Source organism: Streptomyces sp. NPDC040432 (assembly GCF_055595445.1).
In genome coordinates this window covers 164,306-185,850 of sequence record NZ_JBVIVP010000006.1, presented here as the reverse complement: position 1 = coordinate 185,850, position 21,545 = coordinate 164,306, and the positions used below count along the sequence as shown (strand labels likewise).

General features: G+C 72.1%; 18 protein-coding genes. 10 read left to right on the top strand and 8 right to left on the bottom strand.

The window, feature by feature from the left end; all coding sequences use genetic code 11:
- The first annotated feature begins 157 nt into the window (after window positions 1-157).
- On the top strand, window positions 158-2,596 hold the full coding sequence (locus tag ACZ58N_RS16095) for a helicase associated domain-containing protein (protein ID WP_471159537.1): 2,439 nt from the start codon (window positions 158-160) through the stop codon (window positions 2,594-2,596).
- A 29-nt stretch (window positions 2,597-2,625) separates the two neighbouring features.
- On the opposite strand, the gene ACZ58N_RS16090 is transcribed toward ACZ58N_RS16095, so the two are convergent.
- The gene (locus ACZ58N_RS16090) at window positions 2,626-4,017 is read right to left on the bottom strand and encodes a glutamate decarboxylase (RefSeq protein ID WP_471159535.1); all 1,392 of its coding nucleotides are present in this window, start codon (window positions 4,015-4,017) and stop codon (window positions 2,626-2,628) included.
- 276 nt (window positions 4,018-4,293) lie between these two features.
- Here ACZ58N_RS16090 and melC1 point away from each other — a divergent pair, with 276 nt between their 5' ends.
- Window positions 4,294-4,686, top strand: a complete 393-nt coding sequence (gene melC1 / locus ACZ58N_RS16085) for an apotyrosinase chaperone MelC1 (RefSeq protein ID WP_471159533.1) — start codon at window positions 4,294-4,296, stop codon at window positions 4,684-4,686.
- Window positions 4,683-5,531 (top strand): tyrosinase MelC2, encoded by an 849-nt coding sequence (gene melC2, locus ACZ58N_RS16080; protein ID WP_471159531.1) that lies wholly within the window; start codon window positions 4,683-4,685, stop codon window positions 5,529-5,531. The genes melC1 and melC2 overlap by 4 nt, the downstream gene beginning before the upstream one ends.
- Here melC2 and ACZ58N_RS16075 read toward each other — a convergent pair.
- On the bottom strand, window positions 5,486-6,190 hold the full coding sequence (locus tag ACZ58N_RS16075; protein WP_471159529.1) for a response regulator: 705 nt from the start codon (window positions 6,188-6,190) through the stop codon (window positions 5,486-5,488). The genes melC2 and ACZ58N_RS16075 overlap by 46 nt on opposite strands.
- Window positions 6,187-7,983 carry a sensor histidine kinase gene (locus tag ACZ58N_RS16070; protein ID WP_471159527.1) on the bottom strand — a complete coding sequence of 599 codons (1,797 nt, stop codon included), beginning with the start codon at window positions 7,981-7,983 and terminating at the stop codon, window positions 6,187-6,189. Before ACZ58N_RS16070 ends, ACZ58N_RS16075 begins: the two co-directional genes overlap by 4 nt.
- 104 nt (window positions 7,984-8,087) lie before the next feature.
- Here ACZ58N_RS16070 and ACZ58N_RS16065 point away from each other — a divergent pair, with 104 nt between their 5' ends.
- Window positions 8,088-9,488, top strand: coding sequence for a cation:dicarboxylate symporter family transporter (locus tag ACZ58N_RS16065; RefSeq protein WP_471159525.1), 1,401 nt, complete (start codon window positions 8,088-8,090; stop codon window positions 9,486-9,488).
- Window positions 9,489-9,743: 255 nt separating this feature from the next.
- Window positions 9,744-11,546: a S8 family peptidase gene (locus tag ACZ58N_RS16060; RefSeq protein WP_471159523.1), complete on the top strand. Its 1,803-nt coding sequence runs from the start codon at window positions 9,744-9,746 to the stop codon at window positions 11,544-11,546.
- A 203-nt stretch (window positions 11,547-11,749) separates the two neighbouring features.
- Here the strand turns inward: ACZ58N_RS16060 and ACZ58N_RS16055 are convergent, their stop codons facing one another.
- The 3 genes from ACZ58N_RS16055 to ACZ58N_RS16045 are packed head-to-tail and all read right to left on the bottom strand — an operon-like array spanning window position 11,750 to window position 14,909.
- The gene (locus ACZ58N_RS16055; RefSeq protein ID WP_471159521.1) at window positions 11,750-12,430 is read right to left on the bottom strand and encodes a (2Fe-2S)-binding protein; all 681 of its coding nucleotides are present in this window, start codon (window positions 12,428-12,430) and stop codon (window positions 11,750-11,752) included.
- Between the two features lie 30 nt (window positions 12,431-12,460).
- Window positions 12,461-13,516, bottom strand: coding sequence for an SIS domain-containing protein (locus ACZ58N_RS16050; protein WP_471159519.1), 1,056 nt, complete (start codon window positions 13,514-13,516; stop codon window positions 12,461-12,463).
- Between the two features lie 49 nt (window positions 13,517-13,565).
- Window positions 13,566-14,909 carry a PTS transporter subunit EIIC gene (locus tag ACZ58N_RS16045; protein WP_471159517.1) on the bottom strand — a complete coding sequence of 448 codons (1,344 nt, stop codon included), beginning with the start codon at window positions 14,907-14,909 and terminating at the stop codon, window positions 13,566-13,568.
- A 178-nt stretch (window positions 14,910-15,087) separates the two neighbouring features.
- Between ACZ58N_RS16045 and ACZ58N_RS16040 the strand changes: the two genes are divergently transcribed.
- The gene (locus ACZ58N_RS16040) at window positions 15,088-15,849 is read left to right on the top strand and encodes a GntR family transcriptional regulator (RefSeq protein ID WP_471159515.1); all 762 of its coding nucleotides are present in this window, start codon (window positions 15,088-15,090) and stop codon (window positions 15,847-15,849) included.
- A gap of 112 nt (window positions 15,850-15,961) precedes the next feature.
- Here ACZ58N_RS16040 and ACZ58N_RS16035 read toward each other — a convergent pair whose 3' ends face one another.
- Window positions 15,962-16,768 carry an alpha/beta fold hydrolase gene (locus tag ACZ58N_RS16035; protein ID WP_471159513.1) on the bottom strand — a complete coding sequence of 269 codons (807 nt, stop codon included), beginning with the start codon at window positions 16,766-16,768 and terminating at the stop codon, window positions 15,962-15,964.
- 140 nt (window positions 16,769-16,908) lie between these two features.
- Here ACZ58N_RS16035 and ACZ58N_RS16030 point away from each other — a divergent pair, with 140 nt between their 5' ends.
- A complete protein-coding gene (locus ACZ58N_RS16030; RefSeq protein WP_471159511.1) occupies window positions 16,909-17,595 on the top strand; it encodes a GNAT family N-acetyltransferase in 687 nt (228 codons plus the stop codon).
- A 217-nt stretch (window positions 17,596-17,812) separates the two neighbouring features.
- A complete protein-coding gene (locus tag ACZ58N_RS16025; RefSeq protein WP_471159509.1) occupies window positions 17,813-19,123 on the top strand; it encodes an alpha/beta hydrolase in 1,311 nt (436 codons plus the stop codon).
- 18 nt (window positions 19,124-19,141) lie between these two features.
- Here the strand turns inward: ACZ58N_RS16025 and ACZ58N_RS16020 are convergent, their stop codons facing one another.
- Entirely contained in the window at window positions 19,142-20,599 is a 1,458-nt protein-coding gene (locus ACZ58N_RS16020; protein ID WP_471159507.1) for a carboxylesterase/lipase family protein, read from the bottom strand.
- 226 nt (window positions 20,600-20,825) lie between these two features.
- On the opposite strand from ACZ58N_RS16020, the gene ACZ58N_RS16015 reads away from it, so the two are divergent.
- Complete coding sequence (locus ACZ58N_RS16015; RefSeq protein WP_471159505.1) at window positions 20,826-21,155, top strand: hypothetical protein; 330 nt, start codon at window positions 20,826-20,828, stop codon at window positions 21,153-21,155.
- A gap of 95 nt (window positions 21,156-21,250) precedes the next feature.
- On the top strand, window positions 21,251-21,541 hold the full coding sequence (locus ACZ58N_RS16010; RefSeq protein WP_471159503.1) for a chaplin: 291 nt from the start codon (window positions 21,251-21,253) through the stop codon (window positions 21,539-21,541).
- Window positions 21,542-21,545 lie beyond the last annotated feature (4 nt).

Sequence of the window (21,545 nt, the reverse complement as noted above, 5' to 3'; positions counted from 1 at the left end):
ACGCGAGGCCGCCCTGCGGGCGACGACGGGAGTTCGACGAACCGGCCCCGGGCGGTCCCCGGGGCCCACTCACCCTCAATCCCCTCCATGACTCAGAATCCGGGCAAGATAGGACCTGGAACCAAAGGGGCTGATGAGAGCGGGCGGGGTGAGGCTGGTGGCGAGGAAGGAACTCCGGCCGCACCAGCGCGAAGCCGTGGACGCCGTGGTGCGCGCGCTGCAAATGCCCGCGGACGGTCGGGTGCCCGAGCGGGGCCTGCGGACTCAGGTGATCATGGCCACCGGGTCCGGCAAGTCCCTCGTCGCGGTGCGCTCCGCCGAGGAGTTGCGGGCGACCCGGGTGCTCGTCCTGGTGCCCTCCCTGGACCTGCTGGTGCAGACGGTGGTCGGCTGGCGCGAGGGGGGCCGCACGGGCCGGGCCTTCGCCGTGTGTTCGTTGCGCGGCGAGGACGTCGGCCTGCCGACGACCACCGACCCCGCGGAGCTGGCCCGATGGGCCGGCGGGTCCGCGCAGCGGGTGACCGTTTTCGCCACGTACGCCTCGCTGGGCCTGGGCACCATCGAGCGGGCGCACGGGGCGGCCCTGCCGTCGTGGGACCTGATCGTCGTCGACGAGGCCCACCGGACCTCCGGGCGGATCGGCAAGCCGTGGGCGGTGGTGCACGACAACACCCGGATCGCGTCCCTCCGGCGGCTGTACATGACGGCGACGCCGCGGGTGTGGCGCGACGGCGAGGACGGGGAGGACGGCGAGGAGCAGATCGGCGGCGAGGGCCTGCGGGGCGGGGGCAGCCTCGTGGCGTCGATGGAGGACGATCCGCTGGGGCCGTTCGGCGCGCGCTGCCACACCCTCTCGTTGTCGGACGCCATCGACCGGGGGATCTGCGCCCCCTACCGCGTCGTGTGCGTCGACGTCTCGGATCCGGGGTTCCGTCCGGCGCTGCTGCTGGGTACCGACGGACGCTCCGACGAGGTGCGCGGGATGCGGCTGGCGGCGTTGCAGGCGGCGCTGGTGAAGGCCGCGGCGGACCAGGGGTTCCGGCGGACTCTGGTCTTCCACCACCTGACGAAGGAGGCCGAGGCCTTCGCGGCGGGCCTTCCCGCGGTCGCGGCGCGACTGCGGGCCACGAGCCGGGCCCCGCTGCCCGCATACCCGCGCACCGTGTGGGCGGACTGGTTGGGCGGGCAGCACACGGCGGGGCACCGTCGCCGGGTGCTGGAGGCGTTCGCCGACGACCGGATCGCCGACAAGGCCTTCCTGGGCAGCGTGCGCGTGCTGGGCGAGGGCGTGGACACCAAGGAGTGCGACTCCGTCTTCTGGGCGGACGTCCGCGGTTCCATGCCCGACCTGGTGCAGGCGGTCGGCCGGGCGCTGCGGATCCGCCCGGGTGAGGGGAAGGTCGCCTCTCTCGTCGTGCCGGTGCTGTTGGGCCCCGGCGAGAGCCCCGATTCGATGCTGACCTCCCGCGCGTACGGCGACCTCGCGCGGTTGCTGGAAGCGCTGCGGGCGCACGACTCGCGGCTGGTGGAGGCGCTGGCCCAGCCCCAGTCACCGAGTCGCTCGCCGGTGCCCCCGGGTACGTCGGGGGCGGGAACCGGTCCCGGGCCGGGGGCCGAGGCCCTGTTGAGCTTTTCCCGGCCCCACGACCCGGCGCTGCTGGCGGCGTTCATCCGGCTGCGCGTGCTGAACCCGGAGCACACGCGGTGGCGGCGGGGCGCGGAGGCGGCCCGGTTCTACACGGCCGCGACCGGGGACCTGAAGGTGCCGTTCGCCTACAAGGTCCCCGAGGCGGAGGGGACGCCGGCGGCCTTGGCGGGGTTCCCGCTCGGCCAATGGATCGCCGACGCCCGGCGCACGTACCGCAGGGGCGCGCTGGGTCGGGAACGGACGCTGGAGCTGGACGAACTCGGCATGGTCTGGAACCACTTCGACGTGGCCTTCGAGGAGGGCCTCGCGGCGGCCCGGGCATGGGCCGCCGATCACGGGCACCTGTTGCCGCCCGTGGAGGCGACCTGGCGCGGGGTTCCCGTCGGGGTGTGGGTCAAGAACAATCGGGCGGCCGCCCGCCGGGAGGGGCCCGGGGCGCTGTCGCAGGAGCGGCGGGAGGCCCTGGAGGAGATCGATCCCTCCTGGTGTCCTGCCTGGGACATCGGCTGGCAGCGGGCGTTCCTGCTGACCCGTGCCCATCTGGAGGCGGGCGGCCGGCTGCCCGCGGAGCCGGGCCGCGTGGTGGTCCAGGGCGAGGACCTGGGCCAGTGGGTCCGGGCCCAGCGGTTGGGTTGGGACCGGCTGGCGTCGGCCCAGCGGTGGCTGCTTGAGCACACGCTGGGCCTCACCCGCGCGGCCGCCGCGGAACGTCCCGCGCCGCGCCGCAGCCACGCGGTGGCCTGGACCGAGCACCTGGAGGCCGCCCGGGAGTTCCACGCCCGGGAGGGGCACCTGCGGGTGCCCCGTGCGCACGTGGAGCCGGTCGGCGGCCACGAGGTGCGGCTCGGCGCGTGGATCGCGAACCAGCGTGCCCGGGCCGGGAACCTCGCCCCGGACCGGGCTGCCGCCCTGACCGCCCTCGGTATGCGCTGGTCGGCGTCCCGATGATCCGGGCCGTGCGCCGGGGGTGACGCGCCTCAGTGGTGGAAGCCGGACCGGGGTTCGGTCGCGGGGACCGGCTGCGGGTGGGCCGCGAGGTGTTCCACGGCCCGGCGCAGGTCGGCGACGAGCAGGGCGATCTGGTCCCGGGTCACCCCGTGGCGGATCAGGACGCGTTGGATGACGGTGTCCTGGCGGTCGGCGGGCAGCGGGTACGAGGGCACCTGCCAGCCGCGCATCCGCAGCCGGTCGGAGAGGTCGTAGAGGGTGAAGCCGGCGCCCTCCGGGTCGGCGAGCGTGTACGAGACGGCGGGGAGGGCGCCGTCCCCGTCGTAGAGGAGGGTGAAGGCTCCGATGTCGGCGATCTGCCCGGCCAGGTAGCGGGCGGTGTCGGCGCAGGCCTGCTGGACGCGTCGGTATCCCTCACGGCCCAGGCGCAGGAACAGGTAGTACTGGGCGATGACCTCGCCGCCGGGGCGGGAGAAGTTGAGGGCGAAGGTCGGCATGTCACCGCCGAGGTAGTCCACGTCGAAGACGAGGTCGGCGGGCAGCAGGTCCGCGGTGCGCCACACGATCCAGCCGACGCCGAGTGGTGCGAGGCCGTACTTGTGGCCGGAGGTGTTGATGGAGGCCACGCGCGGCAGCCGGAAGTCCCACACCACGTCGGGGTGGAGGAAGGGGGCGACGAAGCCGCCGCTGGCGGCGTCCACGTGGAGGGGTACGTCCCAGCCGTGCTCGGCCTGGATCCGGTCGAGTTCGGCGGAGAGGTCGGCGACGGGCTCGTAGTCGCAGGTGTAGGTCACGCCGAGGATGGCGACGACCCCGATGGTGTTCTCGTCGACGTGGGCGGCGAGCTGGTGCGGGAGCAGTCCGGTGGCTCCGGGTTCCAGGGGGACCTGTCGGAGCTCGACGTCGAAGTACCGGCCGAACTTCTCCCAGCAGATCTGCACGGGGCCGCACACCAGGTTGGGGCGGTCGGCGGGCTTGCCCTCCGCCCGGCGCCGGGCCCGCCAGCGCCATTTGAGGGCGAGGCCGCCGAGCATGGCCGCCTCGCTGGAACCGGTGGTGGAGCAGCCGGTGCCCGCGGTGCCGGCCGGGGCGTTCCAGAGGTCGGCGAGGATGTTGACGCAGCGGGCCTCGATCTCGGCCGTCTGCGGGTACTCGTCCTTGTCGATCATGTTCTTGTCGAGGCACTCGTTCATCAGGCGGTGCACGCCGTCGTCCGACCAGGTGGTGCAGAAGGTGGCCAGGTTCTGGGCTGCGTTGCCGTCGAGGAGCAGTTCGTCGTGGAGCAGCGAGTAGACGACCTCGGAGGGCGAGGGTTCGTCGGGCATGCGGAACTTCGGAAGGATCTGGCCGCTCAGGACGGACGCGAACACGTCCACGTCGGCGTCCCGGGATTGCGCGTCCTTCGTCTCATGAAGAGCCATATCCGGACTATACGGTGCGAACTGCAACGAACCCGACTCCCTCGACGGAGGTTCGCGTCACCTCTTCCGGCCGAGTCCGCGATGTGACCCCGCCCATAGGAACCCGGCTCGGCCGCAAGAATTACTGACCAGTAGCATTAACCCCGTAGATCTTCCCGTCACAGCCCCCGGAGTCGCGCGGGACGGGAAGATCGGCCCATTCGTTTTATATGAAACTTATCGGGTGATGTCCGGATAGCGGCCAACTGCCCGCGCTGCCCTGATAGTTCTACGGCCATGAACAAGATCACCCGTCGGCAGGCCTTGGGCACCACTGCCGGCGCACTCACCGTCCTCGGCCTCGCGGGCGCCACCACGCACGCAGCCGCCACCGACTCCCGGGCCGCCGCCACCCCCGCCGGCACCGTCGACGAGGTGTACAAGGGCCGCCGCATCCAAATAACCCCCGGCCAGGGCGGCCACCACGGCGGTCACCACTCCCCCGGCATGCCGACCGTCCGCATAGACGGCCGCGAGCTGCACGTCATGCGCAACGCGGACGGCACCTGGATCAGCGTGGTCAACCACTACGAGACGTTCGCCGATCCGACCTCGTTGGCCCGGGCCGCCGTGCGCGAGCTCCAGGGCGCCGCCCTCGCACCGTTCGCACCGATGGGAGGCGCGGCATGACCGTCCGCAAGAACCAGGCCGCGCTGACCACCGAGGAGAAGCGCGCCTTCACCAACGCGCTGCTCGAACTGAAGCGCACCGGCCGTTACGACCGCTTCGTGACCACCCACAACGGGTTCATCATGAGCGACACCGACTCGGGCGACCGGGTGGGGCACCGCTCCCCGTCCTTCCTGCCCTGGCACCGCCGCTTTCTGCTGGAGTTCGAGGCGGCGCTTCAGGCCGTGGACGCGAGCGTGGCGATCCCGTACTGGGACTGGAGCGTCGACCGCACCACCCGTTCCTCCCTCTGGGCCGCCGACTTCCTCGGCGGCACCGGCCGGGCCCGTGACGGACAGGTCATCGACGGACCGTTCGCCTACTCGACCGGCAAGTGGGACGTGAACGTCCGCGTGGACGGGCGCAACTACCTGCGCCGGGCCCTGGGCACCGGGGTCGCCGAGCTGCCCACCAAGGCCGAGGTGGACGCCGTGCTGGCCATGCCCGTCTACGACATGGCCCCCTGGAACAGTTCCTCGAACGGCTTCCGCAACAACCTGGAGGGCTGGCGCGGCGCCAACCTCCACAACCGGGTGCACGTCTGGGTCGGCGGCCAGATGGCCACCGGCGTCTCCCCCAACGACCCCGTCTTCTGGATGCACCACGCCTTCATCGACAAGCTGTGGGCGGACTGGCAGACCCGCCACCCGCAGTCCACGTACCTCCCGGCCGCCGGCACGCCGAACGTGGTGGACCTGCGCGACACGATGCGGCCGTGGAACGACGTGACCCCGGCCGACATGTTGGACCACCGGAAGTTCTACACGTTCGACACCGAGCCCGTCGCGGCGGGCAGCCAGCGGTAGTGCAGTTCGGGGCGGCCGACCTGGCCGTACCGGGGGGCCCGGTCCGCACGGCCGGTGTCCACCAGGTGCTCCAGGTAGCGCCGGGCGGTGATCCGGGACGTCCCGGCCGCCTCGGCCGCCCCCGCGGCGGTGAGCCCCTCGGGCGCCGCGCGGAGCAGGGCCGCGACCCGGTCCAGGGTCGGGGCACTGAGCCCCTTGGGCAGTTCCGCCGGACCGGGCGCGCGCAGTGCGGCGAGCGCCCGGTCCACGTCGTCCTGACCGGCCGCCTCGCCCGCCGACGCGCGGAACTCGGCGTAGCGCAGCAGCCGTTCGCGCAGGGTCGGGAAGGCGAAGGGCTTCAGTACGTACTGCACGATGCCCAGGGAGACGCTCTCCCGGACCACGGCCAGGTCCCGCGCCGAGGTCACCGCGATCACGTCGGCGGGGTGGCCGGAGGCACGCAGTCCGCGGGCGAAACGCAGCCCGTTGCCGTCCGGCAGGGTGAGGTCGAGGAGCAGCAGATCGACCCGGGTGCGCTCCAGGGTCCGGGTGGCGTCGGCGAGCGTGTGGACGACGGCGACGACGGTGAAACCGGGAACCCGGCCGACGTAGAGCGCGTGCGCGTCGGCGGCCACCGGATCGTCCTCGACCACGAGGACCCGCACCTTCGGGGCGCTCATGCCGGTCCCTCCCCACCGCGCCGCTGACCCGGTATCCGCACGGTCGCACCGCCCGCCGCTCGCGACTCCTGATCGGCATCCGCGCCCGGACCGGCCCGCTCCGGGGCCGGGTCCGGGACCTGTCGTGGGTCCGGATGCGGCTGCGGGTCCGGATTCGACTGGGGATCCGGGCCCAGCCGGTGTTCCGACCGGGGTTCCGGTTCCGGGGCCGAAGGCAGTCGTACGGTGAACTCCGCCCCGTACCCCGAGGTGCCGACCGCGGCGTCCGCCTCGCCTCCGTGGCGGTGCGCCACCTGTCGGACCAGCGCGAGACCCAGCCCGCGTCCCTCCCCCTTGCCGGACCAGCCGCGCCGGAACACGTCCACCCCCTCGGGCAGCCCGGGGCCGTTGTCCGCGACCCGGAGGAACAGCCCGCCCGCCTCCCGGCGCACGGTGACCGCGATACGCCCTCCCGGGACCCCGGTGAGGGCGTCGACGGCGTTGTCGATCAGGTTGCCGAGCACCGTGACGAGGTCCCGGGCGGGCGGGATCCCCGGTGCCCCGTCGACGGCCCCGCTGTCCGGGGTGACGACCAGCTCGATGCCGCGCTCGTGCGCCTGCGCGGCCTTGCCCAGGAGCAGGGCCACCAGCACCGGTTCGCCCACGGCGGTGACCACCTCGTCGGTCAGGGCCTGGGCCAGCTCCAGTTCGGCGGTGGCGAAGTCCACCGCCTCGTCGCTGCGGCCCAGTTCGATGAGGGAGACGACGGTGTGCAGCCGGTTGGCCGCCTCGTGCGCCTGGGCGCGCAGAGCCTGGGTGAACCCCCGCTCCTGGTCCAACTCACCGGTGAGCGACTGTAGTTCGGTGTGGTCCCGCAGGGTCACCACCGTGCCCCGGCGGCCACCGCCGGCGACGGGCGAGCTGTTGACGACGAGTACCCGTCGGGCACTGAGGTGCACCTCGTCGACCCGGGGCCGGTCGGAGAGCAGGGCGCCCGTCAACGGGGCGGGCAGTCCGAGGTCGGCCACTCCCGTGCCGGTGACCTCGTCCCGCAGGTCGAGGAGTTCGCGGCCCGCGTCGTTGATGAGGGTGATCCTGCGCTGCCCGTCGAGCATCAGCAGCCCCTCCCGGACGCCGTGCAGGGCCGCCTGGTGGTAGTCGTACATCCGGCTCAGTTCGGCCGCGTTCATGCCGTGGGTGTGACGGCGCAGGCGGGCGTTCACGACGTACGTACCCACCGCGCCGAGGGCCAGTGCCCCGGCCGCCCACCAGGCCAGGGCGGAGAGCTGCGCCGCCAGCCGGTCGCTGACCGCGCGGACGGTGATGCCCGCGCTGACCAGGCCGGTGATCCGGCCGTCCCGGTCGGCCAGCGGGGTGACCACGCGGATCGAGGGGCCGAGGGTGCCCGTGTAGGTCTCGCTGAAGGTCTCGCCGCGCAGCGCGGGGGCGGTGTTGCCGAGGAAGCGCTCGCCGATGCGGCGCGGGTCGGGGTGGGTCCAGCGCCTCCCGTCCGGGGTCATGATCGTCACGAAGTCGACCCCCGAGTCGGTCCGCACCCGCTCCGCATAGGGCTGGAGCGCGGCGGTGGGGTCGGCCCCGTGCGCGGCGGCGCCGACGGCCTCCTGCACGGACGGCGAGTCGGCGACGGCCCGGGCCACGGCCCGGGCCTGCCGTCGGGCGGCGTCCTCTGCCTGGCCTCGGGCGGCGGCCCAGGCGAGGACGGCACAACCGGCGACGACGACGGCGACCAGCAGGACCTGCATCACGAAGAGCTGGCCGGCGAGGCTCCGGGGCGGTCGAGGGAAGCGGAACATGGCGCTCAGTGTGCACCCGGCCGTGAACTCAATGAACGCAAGGGTGACCGGGGTCACATGCTGGGCGATGGTCTCCCGGAACGCATTCACCACCAGGAGGCGACGTGGCCGCCAGACGCGACAAGACGCACTACCTCTACATCGCGGTGATCGCCGCGGTGCTCCTCGGCATCGCCGTCGGCTTCGCCGCGCCCGGCGTGGCCGTGGAGCTCAAGCCGCTGGGCACCGGCTTCGTGAACCTCATCAAGATGATGATCTCGCCCGTGATCTTCTGCACGATCGTGTTGGGCATCGGATCGGTGCGCAAGGCCGCCAAGGTCGGGGCCGTGGGCGGACTCGCCCTCGGCTACTTCATGGTCATGTCCACGGTCGCCCTGGCCATCGGGCTGCTCGTGGGCAACCTGCTGGAGCCAGGCAGCGGCCTGCACCTGACCGAGGCGGTGCGCAGCGCCGGCGAGGCACAGGCCAAGGCGGGCGGGGCGGAGAGCACTCCGGAGTTCCTGCTCGGGATCATCCCGACCACCCTGGTCTCGGCCTTCACCGGCGGCGAGGTGCTCCAGACGCTGCTGGTGGCGCTGCTCTGCGGGTTCGCGCTGCAGGCCATGGGGACGGCCGGCGAGCCGCTCCTGCGCGGCATCGGCCACGTGCAGAAGCTGGTCTTCCGCATCCTCGCCATGATCATGTGGGTGGCTCCGGTGGGAGCCTTCGGCGCCATCGCGGCGGTGGTCGGGGCCACGGGCGTCGACGCGCTGAAGTCCTTGGCCGTCATCATGATCGGCTTCTATCTGACCTGCGCGCTCTTCGTCTTCGTCGTCCTGGGCACGCTGCTCAGGGTCTGCACGGGCATCAGCGTCTTCGCGCTCCTGCGCTACCTGGGCCGGGAGTTCCTCCTGATCCTCTCCACCTCCTCCTCGGAGTCGGCCCTGCCGCGGCTGATCGCCAAGATGGAACACCTCGGCGTGTCCCGGCCGGTCACCGGGATCACCGTCCCGACCGGGTACTCCTTCAACCTGGACGGCACCGCGATCTACCTGACGATGTCGTCGCTGTTCGTGGCCGAGGCCATGGGCGAACCGCTCGCGCTGGGCGAGCAGATCTCCCTGCTGCTGTTCATGATCGTGGCCTCCAAGGGAGCCGCCGGGGTCACCGGGGCGGGCCTGGCCACGCTCGCGGGCGGCCTCCAGTCGCACCGGCCGGAACTGGTCGACGGAGTGGGCCTGATCGTCGGGATCGACCGCTTCATGAGTGAGGCACGGGCCCTGACCAACTTCGCGGGCAACGCGATCGCCACCGTCCTGATCGGGACGTGGACGAAGGAGTTCGACCACGAGCGCGCCACCGAGGTCCTCGCGGGCCGGACCCCCTTCGACGAGTCCACGCTCGTGGACGACCACGCCCCGGAGCCGGGCGCACCGCAAACCCCCCTGCCCGCACCGTTGTCCGAGCGGCCGGACACATCCGGCGACGACAGCCGGTCGGCCACCAAGGACGGCGTACCGGCGTAGCCGCCGCGCCTCCGGTTCGGGATTCGTGCCGCGACGACCGGTACGTCCGGTACGAATCCGCCGAAGTCGGCCGGGCAGGGCTCGCCCCCACGGTGCCCCGCCCGGTCGACGGCGATTTTCAGCCATGGGGCCGCCAATTCTGCTGCGGTAAAAGGTACTTCCCTACGGGGCCGCGCGTCTGACATCTTGCGTCCACCACTCGTTTCGTACGGCCCGGTAGGCGCCATCAGCGCCACCGGGTCATCGGAGGACGCATTGATACCCCACATATCCAGCCGACCTCGACGTACCCTGGCGCTGGCCACCGCACTCGGTGCGGCCCTCGTCTTCGGAGCCCCCGCCGCGTTCGCGGGCACCGACCCGGTCTCCCCCGCCCCGTCCGCCCCCGCTGCCATGGCCAAGTCCGCGGCGCCCGCTTCCCAGAGTGCGACCTGGGCTGCCGGCACCCGTTCCTACCTGGTGATCACCGCTCCCGGTGACAGCACGGCGGTGCGCAACGCCGTGACCGCCAACGGCGGCACGGTCTTCGCGAACTACGACGCCATCGGCGTCATCGTCGCCCACTCCTCCTCCGCCTCCTTCGCGGGCACCATGCGCGGCGTGAGCGGCGTCCAGCAGGTCGGCGCCACCCGTACGTCGGACGTACCGGCGGACGCCTACAACCCGGCCCTGCCCGCCAATCCGGCGCAGTCGAGCACCCCGGCGGGCGAGCCGGTCCGCGTCGACATGACGCAGATCAAGGCCGACCAGGCCTGGGCCGTCACCACCGGTTCCGCGACCGTCAAGGTCGGCATCCTGGACACCGGTGTGGACGACCAGCACCAGGACCTGGCGCCGAACTTCAACGCGGCGGACTCCGCGTCCTGCGCGTACGGCAAGGCCGACACCCGCACCGGCTCCTGGCGGGACGTGGGCACCCACGGCACCCACGTGGCCGGTACGGTCGCCGCCGCCAAGAACGGCAAGGGCGTCATCGGTGTCGCCCCGGGCGTGAAGATCTCCTCGGTGCGCATCGCGGAGCCGGGCACCTCGCTCTTCTTCGCGGAGAACACCGTCTGCGGCTTCATGTGGGCCGGTGACCACGGCTTCAAGGTCACCAACAACAGCTACTACACCGACCCGTGGCAGTTCAACTGCCCGGACAACGCCGACCAGGCCGCCATCATCGAGGGCGTCAAGCGCGCCCAGGAGTACGCGGAGAGCAAGGGCTCGCTCCAGGTCGCCGCGGCCGGCAACAGCAACCTGGACCTGGCCAACAAGACGACCGACACCGAGAGCCCGAACGACTCGACGCCGGTCACCCGCACCATCACCAACGCCTGCCTGGACATCCCGACCGAGCTCCCGGGCGTGGTCACGGTTTCGGCGATGGGCACCACCGCCAAGGCCTCGTACTCCAACTACGGCCTGAACGTCGTCGACGTGACGGCTCCCGGCGGCGACGCCACCGGCATCTACAGCACCCTGCCGGGCGGCAAGTACGGCAGCATGAGCGGCACCTCGATGGCCTCCCCGCACGTCGCCGGTGTGGCGGCGCTGCTGGTGAGCACCAACCCGGGCATCACGCCGGCGCAGCTGCGCGACAAGCTGGCCACCCAGGCCAACGACGTCGCCTGCCCGTCGGACAGCCGCTGCAAGGGCACCACCGCCAAGAACGGCTTCTTCGGCGAGGGTCAGGTCGACGCCCTGAAGGCGGTCGGGTCCACCCCGCCTCCCGGCAAGTACTTCGAGAACACGGCCGACGTCGCCATCGGTGACAACACCACGGTCGAGAGCTCCATCGCGGTCAGCGGGGTGACCGGCAACGCCCCGGCCGCCCTCAAGGTCGGGGTGAACATCGCCCACACCTACATCGGTGACCTGAAGGTCGACCTGATCGCGCCCGACGGCTCCGTCTACACGGTCCACAACCGCGCCGGCGGCAGCACCGACAACATCAACCAGACCTACACCGTCAACGCCTCCTCCGAGGTCGCGAACGGCACCTGGAAGCTGCGCGTCAACGACAACGCCGGCGGCGACACCGGCAAGATCGACGCCTGGAACCTGACCTTCTAGCAGGTCCGGGGGCCGGGGAGGCGTGGGGCCCAAGGGTTCGACGCCTCTTCCGGCCGGTCGGTGACGACATCGCAGCATTGCTGGATGCTGCCGGGCCATCGGGGAGCAGTGCCACTGCGCCCCGGTGGCCCGCGTCGTTTCACGCAGGCGCGCGGGCCGCGCAGCGGGTCGCACGGCGACCGGGGCCCGGGCCCGTACCGGGCTCAGCGCCGCCGCGTGCGCAGGACGCAGTCGCCGCAGAAGCCGCCCCCAGGGACCTGGTAGTAGAGGCAGCAGCTGCGCCGGACGAAGGCCACGCCCAAGCCCTCCTCGTGGATGAAGGTGCCGCTGCCGGCCAGTGCGCCGCCGTCGGCGAGCAGGGCGCCGGCCAGGTCGACCGCGGGGCCGCCCTCGACCCGGTCGAGCAGGACGCGCAGGGCTCCGACGAGTCCGGATGCCGCGTTGCCGCGCAGGACCTTCACCGACACCCCGAACCGCTCGCGCAGCGGGGTCTCCAGGAGGTCCAGGTTTCCGAGGACGGTCTCCCCCAGCGCGTCGGCGGGCAGTTCGCCCGGCTCGGGAAGCCACAGTTCCATCGAGCCCGCGTCGGGAAGCCGCCACCGGACCCGGTCGGCGGCCAGGTCCGGTACCCGACCCGTCAGCGCGGCGCAGCCCAGGCCGATCGACCACAGCCGCGAGGCGATCCCGAACTGGGCGGTGGAGGCCGCCACCCGGTCGGGACCGCTGCCGATCCGGCGGCCCACCTCGCCGACCCACGGGTCGAGGTGCTCCCCGTACAGCGCGGTGAGCGGCCGGAAGCCGGGCCCGGGCGGTTCCTTGCCGTGGGGCACGGCGAAGAACGGCCCGACGGCGGCCAGTTCCCGCAGTGCGTCGTCCATGTCCATGCCCCGGATGATCTCAGGGCGGGCCGGGCCTCAGCCGACCGGGGAGTGGGCCGCCACCTCGAAGTCGGACATGTCGAGGCCGCCCTCCTTCGTGTCGTCGTTGGCGAAGACGAAGGATTCGATCGGTACGTCCCGCTCCGCGCTGAGCTGGGCCACCAGTTCCTGGAGGACCACGGTCTCCAGGACGACGCGGACCGCGTCGGCGGTCCGCGGCAGGCGGACGACGAAGAGGTTCTCGGCGATGTCGACGTCGGCCGTGGTGATCAGGAGCGTGAGGTGGCCCGCGGCGGCCAGCGCGCGGGCGAGCTCGATCTCGCGGCTGTCGCCGTACACCAGGTGCAGGGTGTTGCCCGCGGATTCCATCTCCCCGTGCAGGTAGTTGCGGGTGGCGGAGGCGGCCGCGGTCATCCGGACCACCTCGCGCAGCAGCAGCGCGCCCTCCTCGGCCGAGGCCCGGGAGGCGCCCGCCGCCACTCCGTCGGAGGCGACGCAGCGGGCGCCGCGCTCGCGCAGACCGGCGACGGCGGCGACGGCCTGCAGCCGGACCCCGCCGATGCGCTCCTCGATGTCGGCCCAGGGGTCGCCGTCCCGCCCTGCGATGGCCCCGGCGATCAGGTCGAGGGCCACGACGGTGCCGGTGTAGCCGATGGTCGAGGCGTAGGAGTCCGGCTCGTTGCCCAGGTCGACGGTGAGGTCGGCGAGTGCGCCGAGGGGGGACGGCACGACGTTGAGCAGGGCGGTCCTCACGATGCCCGGGGCCGCGCACTGGAAGGCGGCCAGGGTCTCGGAACTGCGGCCGCCCTGGGACACGGCGATGAGGCAGTCGGTCTCGAAGCCTCCGGTGCCCGTCTCGATCTCGCTGGACAGGACCCGCTGGGTCACCACCCCCGCCTCGCGCAGCTGCTGCACGGGGACGGCGAGGGCGGCGTACGAGGCTCCGATGCCGGTGAACAGGGGGCGGCGGGCGCCGCGCAGGGCGGCCAGCTCCGGGGACGCGAGCTGCGTGCGGACGCGGGCGGCGATCCGGGCGAGCGCGGCGCCCTGGGCGGCCTGGCCCTGGAGGAAGGTGATGCGGGATCCGGACATGGTGGCTCCTTACGGGGCGGGGTGGCGGTGCGGGCGGAGGAGGCGGTGCTCAGGTGGTGGCGTCGCTCCTGCCGGACCCGGGGCTCGTGGCGGGCTCGACGTGCCCGGTGCTCCCGGCGGGCTCGACGCCCCCGGCGCTCTCGGCGGGCTCGGCGTCCTTGGCGGGCTCGGCGTCCGGATCGCGTTCGCGTCCCGGTGTCGGCAGGTCGAACCGGACGATGGCGAAGCGGAAGATCACGTAGTAGATGGCCGCGAAGGCGAGGCCGATGGGGATGAGCAGCAGCGGCTTGGTCGCGATGCCGAAGTTGACGACGTAGTCGATGGCTCCGGAGGAGAAGCCGAAGCCGTCGCGGATGCCCAGGGCGTAGCAGAGGGCCATGGACACACCGAAGAGGGCGGCGTGGATCGCGTAGAGGACGGGCGCCACGAACATGAAGGCGAACTCGATGGGTTCGGTGACTCCGGTGACGAAGGACGTCAGGGCCACGGAGATCATCATGCCCTTGACCATGGTGCGGTTCTCGGGGCGTGCCGTGTGCGCGATGGCCATGGCGGCGGCGGGGAGCGCGAACATGTAGATCGGGAAGCCGCCGGTCATGAACTGGCCCGCGGTCGGGTCCCCGGCGAGGAAGCGGTGGATGTCCCCGTGGACCTCGGCGCCGGTGGTCGGGTTCACGAAGGTGCCGGCCTCGAACCAGGGGAAGAACGAGAAGAAGTGGTGCATCCCGATGGGGATGAGGGCCCGGACGACGAGGCCGAAGATGCCGGCCCCCCAGGCGCCGGTGCCGACCAGCCACTCACCGAAGTGGAAGAACCAGTTGCCGACGGTGGGCCAGACCACGCCGAACACCACTCCCATGCCGACGCCCGCGAAGGCGCTCAGGATGGGGACCAGACGTCGGCCGCCGAAGAAGCCGAGCCAATCGGGCAGCTTGGTGCGGCTGAAGCGCTGGTAGAGCAGGGCCGCGATGAGACCCATGACGATGCCGCCGAGCACCTTGGCGTCGAGGGGTTCGCCGTCGGCGCCGTGGGGGAAGGCGGGGCTTGCGAGTACGGCCTTGAAGACCAGATATCCGACGACCGCCGAGAGGGCGGTGGAGCCGTCGGCCTTCTTCGCGAACCCGATGGCCACGCCGACCGCGAAGAGCAGCGGCAGGTTGGCGAAGACCGCGTCTCCGGCGGCGGCCAGCACCATGGCGAGCTTCCGCACGATCAGCGGGAAGTTCTCTCGGCCCAGCAGGTCGTCGCCACCGAGCCGGGTGAGCAGGGCGGCGGCGGGCAGCGTGGCCACGGGCAGCATCAGGCTGCGGCCGATGCGCTGCATGACCGGCATGATCCGGGCCGGCTTCTTGCGGGCGGCGGGCGGGGCGGCCGGAGCGCTGGCCGTACTCATCGCGGAACTCCTCGTCGAGCGGATGATGGGGACGATCCCGAAGGTAGTGAGTGGTTTTTAAGTGGTCAATAGTGGTCTGCTGTGGTCTACCGGTGGGGAGCGAAGAGCCTCCCAAGGTCCCCCAGCCTTCGGGACTTCAGTCCCAGACCAACTGGTAGCAAGTGGTATTCTCGCGGTCATGACCGACAACGCCGCTCCCGCCACCGATCCCGCCCGTGGGGCCGAGCCCCTCTGGGCCCGGGCCGCCGACCGGATCCGCGAGGAGATCGCCCGGCGCGGCCTGTCCGAGGGGAGCAGGCTGCCGCCCGAGCGCGAGCTCTGCACCCGACTGGAGGTCTCCCGCGTCACCCTGCGCCGGGCACTGGCCCATCTGGTGGAACTGGGCCTGGTCACCTCCTCGCACGGACGCGGATGGTTCGTCGCCGCCCGCTCGGCGCCCGCTCCCGCCCGCGACTGGCCCAAGGACCTGGAGTCCTTCACCGCCACCGCCCGCCGCAAGCACATGCGCCCCGGCTCCATCGTGCTGCGCCACGACACGGTCGCCGCGTCCCTGGACGACGCCGAGCGGCTCGGCGTCCCGGCCGGGACGCCCCTGATGCGCCTGGAGCGCGTACGGCTCCTCAACGACGTCCGGATCGCCCTCGACCGGACCCTGCTCGTCACCGACCTGGCACCCGACCTGACCGGGACGGACTTCACGACGGCGTCGCTGTTCGAGGAGCTGCGGCGATGGGGGGTGCAGCCGGAGCGCGCCGAGGCCACCATCGAGGCACGCACCGCCGACGAACCGCTCTCCGGGCACCTCGCGATCGCGCGGGGCGCGCCCGTCCTGGTCCTGGGCCAGACCGTGTACACACGTGATCAGCGGCCGTTGTTGTTGTCGACGGTGGAGTACAGCGGGGACCGCTACCGGCTGCGCACCACCCTCCAGACAGACTGACACGGCACGCCCGTGCGCCCGGGCGCCATTGGGCACCCGGGCGCACGCCGAAAGGCCCTGATCCGCGGGCACGCGGCCACCGGGAGACCCGGGGCGGCCCGCGGCCGGCCGCTCATCGGGTGGCGAGGAACTCCAACAGCGCGCGGTTGACGGCGTCGGGCCGCTCCACACCGGGCAGGTGGCCCGCCCGCTCGATCACGGTGAGCCGGGCGTGCGGGGCGAGCTCGCACATCCCCTCGGCCTCCGCGACCGGGGTGTAGACGTCGTCGGCCCCGACCAGCAGGAGACAGGGGACCGTGGCGGGCAGCGCCCGCAGCACGGGCCGGTAGTCGGGCCGCTCGGCCCGCCCGCGCAACGCGGCCGCCGCACCCTCCGGATCGGTGGAGCACATCATGGCCCTCACCCGCGCGGCCGCCTCGGGCAGGCCGATCACGTTGTAAGGCGCCAGCATCTTGTCCATGACCTCGTTCGCATACGGCTCCATGCCCTCCGCGAGGAGCCGCTCGGCGACCTCCAGACGGAACTTCCTGCCGTCCTCGGTCTCGGGGGCGGGGGAGGTGTCGCAGAGCACGAGGGCCCGTACCAGACCCGGGTGGCGCAACCTGACCTCCAGCGCGATCTGCCCACCCATGGACACACCGCCGACGACTGCCTGTTCGATGCCCAGGCGGTCGAGCAGCGCGGCGAGTTCGTCCGCGAGGTCGGCGAGCAGGATCTTGCCGGGGCTGACCGGGCTTTCCCCGTATCCCCGCAGGTCAGGCATGATCACTCGGTAGCCGGCGGCAGTCAGCGCCGCCGCTTGTGGGGCCCACATCGACCGGTTGAACGGGTGCCCGTGAATCAGGATCACGGGCTCTCCGTCGCGGGGACCCAAGTCGTCGAAAATCAGTGTCGCGTCGTTGCCGAATTGGGGGTTCATGAGAGGACTTTAAGGGGCTACATTGAGCCACTCGCGTTCACCTGACAGCCCGTTGCCTTTCACTCGCGTTTTGCGCGGGGGGTGACGTCAGGAGCGCAGACTGTGCAACCACCCCACCGCCCAGAAGGACCGAAGGCTCCGTGCCCGTACCCGTACTCCTCGCCGGCCGCTCCGCGCGGCTGGAGCCCCTCGCCCCCCACCACACCGAGGCCCTGGCCCTGGCCGGGGCCGAGGATCGTACGACTTACGCCTTCACTCCCGTGCCGCACGGGTTGCAGGCGTCCCACGAGTACATCGAACGCGCGCTCGCCGATCAGGCGGCGGGTCGATCGCTGGCGTTTGCCGTGGTCAGAGCCACGGATGGGCGGGTCGTCGGTTCGACCCGCTTCCTCGAACTCGACTACTGGCAAGGTCCGCTGGTGTGGCCCGCCGTTCCCGGGGTTCCCTTCGGTGATCCGGCGACCGCGATCCCCGACGCGGCCGAGATCGGGAACACCTGGTTGTCCCCGAGCGCCCAGGGAACCGGGATCAACACCGAGGCGAAACTGCTCATGCTCCGACACGCCTTCGAGACGTGGGGTGTGCGCCGGATCTCGCTCCGGGCCGACGCCCGCAACGGCCGCTCGCGCGCCGCGATGGAACGTCTCGGCTTCACCTGCGAAGGCGTCCGCCGGGCCCACTCGCGGGGACTGGACGGCGCGGTGCGCAGTACGGCCTTCTACTCGGTGCTCGACGAGGAGTGGCCCACCGTCCGGTCGGTCATCGAACTGCGGATCTCGGGCGCAACGCCCCGCAAACGGCGCCGCAAGACGCTGATCCCGGCGTAACGGTCCTGCCGCACCGGGCGATCCCGCCCCTCGACCCACCTCCGACCCCGTCGTCCCCGGCCCCCTTGCCGGCGGACGACGGGGTCGTTGGCAATGGCCTCCCCTCCGGAATCCCAAGAGAAGGGAAAATGCGGAACCCCCGGGATCTTTCGTTCATCATTCGAACGGAAGCGTCCACCCCCCGACGGGGCCAGCAACAGCCGGAGAGCCACCGCACATGTCGTACTCACCCGACGGGCCGCACCAGCCGCCGTACCGGCCGCAGGGGCAGCCGCCACAGCCGCAGCCGCAGCCGCAGCCGCAGCCGCCCTACGGTCAGCCCCAGTACGCCCGGCAGCCGCAGGCCCGACCTCCCCACGACCCGCCCGGGCCGTACGGCCAACAGGACCACGGACAGCAGGGCTACGGACAGCAGGGCCACGGGCAGGAGGACCGGTACCAGGGGTACGGGGGGTACGAGCCGCCGTACGAGGAGGAGCCGCCCCGCCGCACGTCGCGGGTCAGGCGCTGGGTGATCGCGGGCACCACCGTCCTGGCCCTCGCGGGCATCGCGGCGCTCGTGATGAACCACTTCGAGATACCCCCGTTCACCGACAAGGGCAAGGCCGTGTCCTTCGGCGGCCCGACCGGCAAGGGCGGCGCGAAGGCCGCCGCGAACTCGAAGATGTCCATGCCCACCGGTCCGGCGGCCGACTTCAAGAACTCGATGACCCTGGGCGACGGCACTCACGTCGCGGTGACCACGGTGACCGGCAAGAAGTCCGGGTTCACGGGCAAGGTCTGGGTGTGGGCGCCCAAGGAGTACGACGACCCCAAGTTCGCCAAGAGCGGCTTCCCCGTCATGATCGCCCTGCCCGGTGGCGCCGGCTACCCGAGCAACTACTGGATGGGCACCGACCTCGGCCTCCAGACCAGCATCAGCAAGTGGTACTCCGAGGGCAAGAGCAAACCCTTCATCCTGGCCATGCCGGTGCTGAACCCGGGCCCGGACGACAAGGGCGTCTATTGGGACGGCTCCGACATCCCCGGCCAGCCCAAGATGGGCACCTGGCTCACCGAGGACGTCCCCGACCTCATGCGGGAGAACTTCCGCACGGTGAAGTCCCGTGACGGCTGGGCCTTCATGGGCTCCTCCACCGGCGGGTTCGCGGGCCTGAAGGCCGTCCTCAAGCACCCCGACAAGTTCAAGGCCGTGATCGCCTCCGGACCGGACGTCGTCCCGGACTCCTCCCTGTGGAAGGGCCACGACAAGGAGAAGGCCGAGAACAACCCCGAGCTGCTCGCCAAACAGCTCATCGACAAGAAGGGCCCGGAGGTCTACCTGGCCTTCCAGGTCGGGGACAGCGAAAGCAACAAGAAGACCCTGCCCGACGTCCAGAAGTTCGTCGCCACCTACGGCAAGGGCCCCATCCACACCAGCCTGAAGGTCATACCCGGCGGCAAGCACAACGCCAAGACGTACGTGCCCAACATGGGCGAGGGCCCGATCCAGTTCATCAGCCAGGTCATGGAGGGCCCGGTCGAATAGCGGGTGCCCCGCCGAGCCCTACGGGGTGAGCACGGCTCCGGCGTCCGGTCCCACACCCCGTTCCTCCCGCTCCGGCCCGCCGAACCCCTTCGGCGGGCCGACGCCGTCCCAGGGCTCCCAGCCGGGCTCCCCCGAGACCGCGAAGCGCACCCAGGCCGCGTGCATCTCGTCGGCCAGCGCCTGCGGGGCGTCGGGCCCGGCCAGCCAGGAGGACTCCGGGGCCCCGAGCGTGTCGAACACGAAGCCCAGCTCCAGGGCGTGGCAGGCACCGAGGCCCGGGACGCCACTGCTCCAGCGGAACTCGTACAGGTGGCTCGGCGCCCGCCGGGGGGCCGCCGCGAGCCGTCTCAGGGGGTCGCGCAGGATCCGGTCGGTGAGCAGTTGCCCGGCGAGGTCGGCCGGTCCGGCCCCGGGATGCGCGGCGCGCAGCGCCCGTACGGCGGCACGGTCCTTGCCGCTGCGGACGCGCGCCAGGGACACGGCCGAGGGACCGAGCCGGTCCAGCAACCGCATGCCGCCGGTGGGAGCGAGCCAGAGTCGGTGCTCCTGCGCGGTCCAGCCCAGCAGCAGCGGTACGTCCGAGCCGGTGGCGGCCTCCAGCGGGTCGACGGGGAGCGAGTCCGGGTCGGTGACCAGGCCGAAGGCGGGGCCGCCGAGCACGGGCGAGGAGCGGCGCAGCACCGCCGCCTGCGCGGCGAGCAGGGCGGGTGTCCCGGCCGCCGTGAAGGCGGAGGCGGTGGCCGGGACCTTGAGCAGGGACGCCATCCGGCGCACCATCGCGCGCACCTTCTCACGGGGCGTCGCCTCGGGGGCGCCGCTCTGCAGGACGGCCCGGGCGAAGAGGCCGGACGCCCGGGGGGCTCCGAGCAGGGCGCCGATGCTGATCGCCCCGGCGGACTCGCCGAAGAGGGTGACCCGGTTCGGGTCACCACCGAACGCCTCGATGTTGTCCCGGACCCACTCCAGGGCGGCGATCTGGTCGAGGAGGCCGCGGTTGGCGGGGGCGTCGGGGAAGAGGCCGTAGCCGAGGACGCCGAGCCGGAAATTGATCGAAACCAGGACGACACCGTCACGGGCGAACGCCGAACCGTCGTAGACGGGCACGGCGGAGGAGCCGCGACTGTGGGCGCCGCCGTGGATCCACACCATGACCGGCAGTCCGGCCCCGGGGGTGGGGTCCGGGCTCCACACGTTGAGGTTCAGGCAGTCCTCGCCGGGGATCTCCGGGTCGGGGAGCAGCGCCGCGAACTTCGGCGGGTAGGGGACCTTGGGGGCGGTGGGCCCGAACGCGCCCGCGTCCCGTACGCCGTCCCAGCGCGCCGGGGGCGCGGGGGCGGCGAAGCCGAGGGCGCCGACCGGCGGGGCGGCGTAGGGGATGCCGCGGAACACCGCGGTCCCGCCGGCCTCGCGGCGGCCCTCGACGACGCCCCGTCCGGTGACGGCCCGGGGCCTTTCTCCACCCGCCGCTGCGTTCATGCGTCCCTCCTGATGTCCCTCGTGCCTGCCGTGCCGCCGGGGGCCAGTCGGGGCGGTGGCGCCGTCCGTCGGCCGTCCGTCCCGTCGTGGACCGTCGTGGACCGTCGTGGACCGTCGTGCGGCGGCCGGTGTTGTCCCTGCACGTCACACCTTGCGGCACGGTCGCACAGCCGTCCAACGGGTGACAAGGCGTGACCCCGGCGGGGCCCCGCCGGGTTGACCGGCCATGCGAGCGATTCTCGGGCCCCGCGCCCTCAACGGTCTCCTTCCCCTCCTGCTGCTGGCCGCGGCGGGTGCGACCGGTCCCGCCCTGGCGGCCGGTCCCGACTTCCAGTACGTGGGCCAGGACGATCAGGTCCACGGGCTGACCGCGCCGAAGGGCTGCGTGGAGGCGGAGGGCGGCGGTTCCCGGGCCGTCACGAACCGGACGCGGGGCACCGCCACGCTCTACCGCGAGCCCGGCTGCAAGGGCGTCGCGGTGGCAGAACTGAGGCCGGGAACGGTCACTCAGGTACGTCCGTACTTCGCTTCCGCCCGTTTTACGGTCACCGGTTAGGCCCCGGAGCCGTGACCACTCGGCGGTCCCAGCGTTGTATGCCATGTCAAATGCCGCAGCTTTTGCGGCGCCCCACGTTTCACGAGGAGATCTTGATGTCGCGTATCGCGAAGGCATTCGCCATCACCGCCGTCACCGGTAGCGCCGTGGTCGCCGGTGCGGGTCTGGCCGTCGCCGATGCCGGAGCGCACGGTGCGGCGGTCGGCTCCCCCGGTGTTCTGTCGGGCAACCTGCTCCAGGTTCCGGTTCACGTCCCGGTCAACGTCTGCGGCAACACCGTGAACGTGATCGCCCTGCTGAACCCGGCCTTCGGCAACACCTGCGTCAACGCCTCGGGTGGCGGCGAGCACCACAGCGAGCACCACACCGAGGGCTACGGCGGCTGATCGC